Source organism: Burkholderia seminalis DSM 23518, from assembly GCF_902832885.1.
Taxonomy (GTDB): Bacteria; Pseudomonadota; Gammaproteobacteria; order Burkholderiales; family Burkholderiaceae; genus Burkholderia; species Burkholderia seminalis.
In genome coordinates, this window is the sequence record NZ_CADFDK010000036.1 from 1 (window position 1) to 4936 (window position 4936).

3 protein-coding genes are annotated in these 4936 nt (G+C 66.2%); all 3 read left to right on the forward strand.

What is annotated here, in order from left to right:
* Positions 1–249 (forward strand): permuted SH3 domain-containing protein (locus HWX00_RS36475; protein ID WP_481971375.1); only part of this gene is annotated, 249 nt, incomplete at its 5' end.
* Between the two features lie 15 nt (positions 250–264).
* Entirely contained in the window at positions 265–3456 is a 3192-nt protein-coding gene (locus HWX00_RS36480; protein ID WP_175868201.1) for an efflux RND transporter permease subunit, read from the forward strand.
* Positions 3457–3458: 2 nt separating this feature from the next.
* On the forward strand, positions 3459–4936 hold a 1478-nt coding region (locus HWX00_RS36485; RefSeq protein ID WP_175868202.1), incomplete at its 3' end, for an efflux transporter outer membrane subunit.

Here is a 4936-nt window from a genome sequence, read left to right on the forward strand (position 1 = left end):
GAGCCGCGTCCGCTGAAGACGACCGGCATGCAGGGTCAGAACTGGATCGTCGAAGGCGGTCTGCAGGCGGGCGATCACGTGATCGTGCAGGGTGGCGAAAAGGTGCGCCCGGGTGCGACCGTGAAGACCGTCGAGGCGCAGCTCGCGCCGGCGCCGGATGCGGCGTCCGCCGTAGCGGCGGGTGCCACGCCGGCGAGTACCGCCGCCAATGCTGCTGCGAGTTCGGCCGCCGCGTCGGCCGCGCAATAACAGGGAGTCCGTTTCATGGCCAAGTTCTTTATCGATCGCCCGATCTTCGCGTGGGTGATCGCGATCGTGCTGATGCTGGCCGGCGTCGCATCGATCTTCAAGATGCCGATCGCGCAGTATCCGACGATCGCACCGCCGACGATCCAGATCCAGGCGAACTACCCGGGCGCATCCGCGAAGACGGTGGAAGACACGGTGACGCAGGTGATCGAGCAGCAGATGAGCGGTCTCGACAACTTCCTGTACATGTCGTCGACGAGCGACGACTCGGGCAATGCGACGATCACGCTGACCTTCTCGCCGGGCACGAATCCGGACGTCGCGCAGGTGCAGGTGCAGAACAAGCTGTCGCTCGCGACGCCGAACCTGCCGCAAGTCGTGCAGCAGCTCGGCATGCAGGTCACGAAGTCGAGCAGCAACTGGCTGATGTGGTTCGCGTTCAACTCCGAGGACGGCAGGATGTCGAAGGAGGACCTGACGAACTACGTGGCCTCGCACGTGCTCGATCCGCTGAGCCGCGTGAACGGCGTCGGCCAGACACTGCTGCTCGGTTCGCAGTTCTCGATGCGGATCTGGCTCGACCCGACCCGCCTGACCAACTACGGCCTCACGCCGATCGACGTATCGACGGCGATCACGCAGCAGAACGTGCAGATCGCGGGCGGCCAAATCGGCGGCACGCCGGCGAAGCCGGGAACGGTGCTGCAGGCGACGATCACCGAATCGACGCTGCTGCGCACACCCGAGCAGTTCGGCAACATCCTGCTGAAGGTCAACCAGGACGGCTCGCAGGTTCGACTGAAGGACGTCGGCCGCGCGGCGCTGGGTTCGGAGAACTACACGTTCGACACGAAATACATGGGGCAGCCGACGGCCGGTCTCGGCATCCAGCTCGCGACCGGTGCGAACGCGCTGGCGACCGCGACTGCGTTGCGGGCCAAGATCGACGAGCTGTCGAAGTACTTCCCGCACGGTCTGGTCGTCCACTATCCGTATGACACGACGCCGTTCGTGCGCCTGTCGATCGAGGAAGTGGTCAAGACGCTGATCGAGGGCATCGTGCTCGTGTTCCTCGTGATGTACCTGTTCCTGCAGAACCTGCGGGCGACGATCATCCCGACGATCGCGGTGCCGGTCGTGCTGCTCGGCACGTTCGCGATCATGGGCGTCGCCGGCTTCTCGATCAACACGCTGTCGATGTTCGGCCTGGTGCTTGCCATCGGCCTGCTGGTCGACGATGCGATCGTGGTGGTCGAGAACGTCGAGCGCGTGATGGCGGAAGAGGGCTTGTCGCCGAAGGAGGCGACCCGCAAGGCGATGGGCCAGATCACCGGCGCGCTGGTCGGCGTGGCGCTCGTGCTGTCGGCGGTGTTCGTGCCGGTGGCGTTCTCGGGCGGCTCGGTCGGTGCGATCTATCGCCAGTTCTCGCTGACGATCGTGTCGGCGATGGTGCTGTCGGTGCTCGTCGCGCTGATCCTGACGCCGGCACTGTGCGCGACGATCCTGAAGCCGGTTCCGCAAGGGCATCACGAAGAGAAGAAGGGCTTCTTCGGCTGGTTCAACCGGACCTTCGATCGCAGCCGCGATCGCTACACGGGCGGCGTGAATCACGTGATCCGGCGCTCGGGCCGCTGGCTCGTGATCTATCTGGCCGTGTTCATCGCGGTCGGCGTGATGTTTACGCGCCTGCCGAAATCCTTCCTGCCCGATGAAGACCAGGGCTACATGTTCATGATCGTGCAGACGCCGTCCGGCTCCACGCAGGAGACGACCGGCAAGACGCTCGACAACATCAATACGTACCTGACGACCGCGGAGAAGGACGTGGTCGACTCGGTGTTCACGGTCAACGGCTTCAGCTTCGCGGGCCGCGGCCAGAACGCGGGCCTCGTGTTCGTGAAGCTGAAACCGTACGAGCAGCGCCAGCGTTCGAACCAGAAGGTCCAGGCGCTGATCGGCCGCACCTTTGCGCACTATTCGACCTACAAGGACGCGATGGTGATTCCGTTCAACCCGCCGTCGATTCCCGAACTCGGCACGGCCGCCGGCTTCGACTTCGAGCTGACGGACAACGCCGGTCTCGGCCACGAAGCGCTGATGGCCGCGCGCGGCCAGTTGCTCGGGATGGCCGCGAAGGATCCCGCGCTCGCGCTCGTGCGCCCGAACGGCCTGAACGACACGCCGCAGTACAAGGTCGACATCGACCGCGAGAAGGCGAATGCACTCGGCGTCACGGCCGCTGCGATCGACCAGACGTTCTCGATCGCGTGGGCGTCGCAGTACGTGAACAACTTCCTCGATACCGATGGCCGGATCAAGAAGGTCTACGTGCAGTCGGATGCGCCGTTCCGGATGACGCCGGAGGACATGAACATCTGGTACGTGCGCAACAGTTCGGGCGGGATGGTGCCGTTCAGCGCGTTCTCGAGCGGCCACTGGATCTACGGTTCGCCGAAGCTCGAACGCTACAACGGCGTGTCGTCGATCGAGATCCAGGGGCAGGCTGCGGAGGGCAAGTCGACCGGCCAGGCGATGGCCGCGATGGAGGCGCTCGCGAGCAAGCTGCCGGAAGGCATCGGCTATTCGTGGACCGGCCTGTCGTTCCAGGAAATCCAGTCCGGCTCGCAGGCGCCGATCCTGTACGCGATCTCGATCCTCGTCGTGTTCCTGTGTCTCGCGGCACTGTATGAAAGCTGGTCGATCCCGTTCTCGGTGATCATGGTCGTGCCGCTCGGCGTGGTCGGCGCGCTGCTCGCGACGATGCTGCGCGGCCTCGAGAACGACGTGTTCTTCCAGGTCGGCCTGCTGACCACCGTGGGCTTGTCCGCGAAGAACGCGATCCTGATCGTGGAATTCGCGCGTGAGTTGCAGGCGACCGGAAACATGGGGCCGGTGCGGGCGGCGATCGAGGCGGCGCGCCTGCGACTGCGCCCGATCCTGATGACGTCGCTCGCCTTCATGCTCGGCGTGCTGCCGCTCGCGATCAGCAACGGCGCGGGCTCGGCCAGCCAGCATGCGATCGGTACCGGCGTGATCGGCGGGATGATCACGGCGACGTTCCTCGCGATCTTCATGATCCCGATGTTCTTCGTGCGGGTTCGCGCGATCTTCAGCGGCGAGACGGAAAACGTCGACGATGCATGGCGTCTCGTGCAGGGCGACCTGCAGCGCGGTCACGACGACGCACACGATTCGAAGGGGCGATAACGATGCAAAAACATGCTTTGACTGCAACGATGGCGGCACTGGCCGCCGCGCTGTTCGCCACGGGCTGCACGATGGCGCCGCATTACAAGCGGCCCGATGCGCCCGTCGCGCAGGCGTACCCGGCCGGCGGCGTCTACGCGACGCAGCCGGGTGCGGCCGGCGCGCGCAGCGCGAACGGCCAGGCGGCGACGGCCATCGGCTGGCGCGAGTTCTTCGTCGATCCGCGCCTGCAGCGGCTGATCGAGATCGCGCTGAAGAACAACCGCGACCTGCGCGTGTCGGTGCTGAACATCGAGGCGGCGCGCGCGCAGTACCAGATCACGCGCGCGGGCCTGTTCCCGACGCTCGACGGTACGGGCACGGGCAACGTCCAGCGCGTGCCGCAGGGCTTGTCGACGACCGGTGCGCCGTATATCTCGCGTGCCTACAACGTCGGGCTGTCGGCGTCGTGGGAGCTCGACCTGTTCGGCCGCGTGCAGAGCCTGAAGGACCAGGCGCTCGCGCAGTACCTGTCGACGTCGTACGCGCGGCAGGCGTCGGAAATCTCGCTGGTGTCTTCCGTGGCCGACCAGTACCTGACGCTGCTGTCGACCGACGACCTGCTGAAGGTCACGGAGAACACGCTGAAGTCCGCGCAGGCGCAGTACGACCTGACGAAGCTGCAGTTCGACAACGGCACGGGCTCCGAGCTCGAGCTGCGTCAGGCGCAGACGGTGGTCGAGACGGCGCTCGCGAACCAGCAGGCGCAGGCGCGTGCGCGTGCGCAGGCGCTGAACGCACTGGTGCTGCTGATCGGCGAACCGCTGCCGGACGATCTGCCGGCGGGCATGCCGCTGGACGCGCAGAACCTGCTGACGGACGTGCCGGCCGGGCTGCCGTCGGATCTGCTGACGCGTCGTCCGGACGTGATGCAGGCCGAGCAGACGCTGCTGGCCGCGAACGCGAACATCGGCGCGGCACGTGCGGCGTTCTTCCCGCGCATCTCGCTGACGGGCGCATTCGGCACCGGCAGCCCGACGCTCGGCGGCCTGTTCAAGGCCGGCACGGCGGCGTGGTCGTTCGCGCCGCAGATCACGATGCCGATCTTCGAAGGCGGGCAGAACATCGCGAACCTGAACCTGGCGAACGTGCAGAAGCGCATCGAGATCGCGAACTACGAGAAGGCGATCCAGTCGGCGTTCCGCGAAGTGGCGGATGGTCTCGCCGCACGCGGCACGTACGACCAGCAGATCGCGGCGCTGGAGCGCAACGAGCATGCGCAGCAGCGTCGTTTCGACCTGTCGGACCTGCGTTACAAGAACGGCGTCGACAGCTACCTGTCGGTGCTGACGGCGCAGACGGACCTGTACTCGGCCCAGCAGACGCTGATCAGCGCACGTCTGGCGCGCTGGACGAACCTGGTCGACCTGTACCGCGCGTTGGGCGGCGGCTGGATCCAGCACGCAGGCGAAACGCCGCGCGCGCCGGATGCGCCGGTCGA

Coding starts and splice junctions, on each gene's coding strand:
- HWX00_RS36480 (WP_175868201.1), top strand. CDS start 265: ATGGCCAAGTTCTTTATCGATCGCCCGATCTTCGCGTGGGTGATCGCG.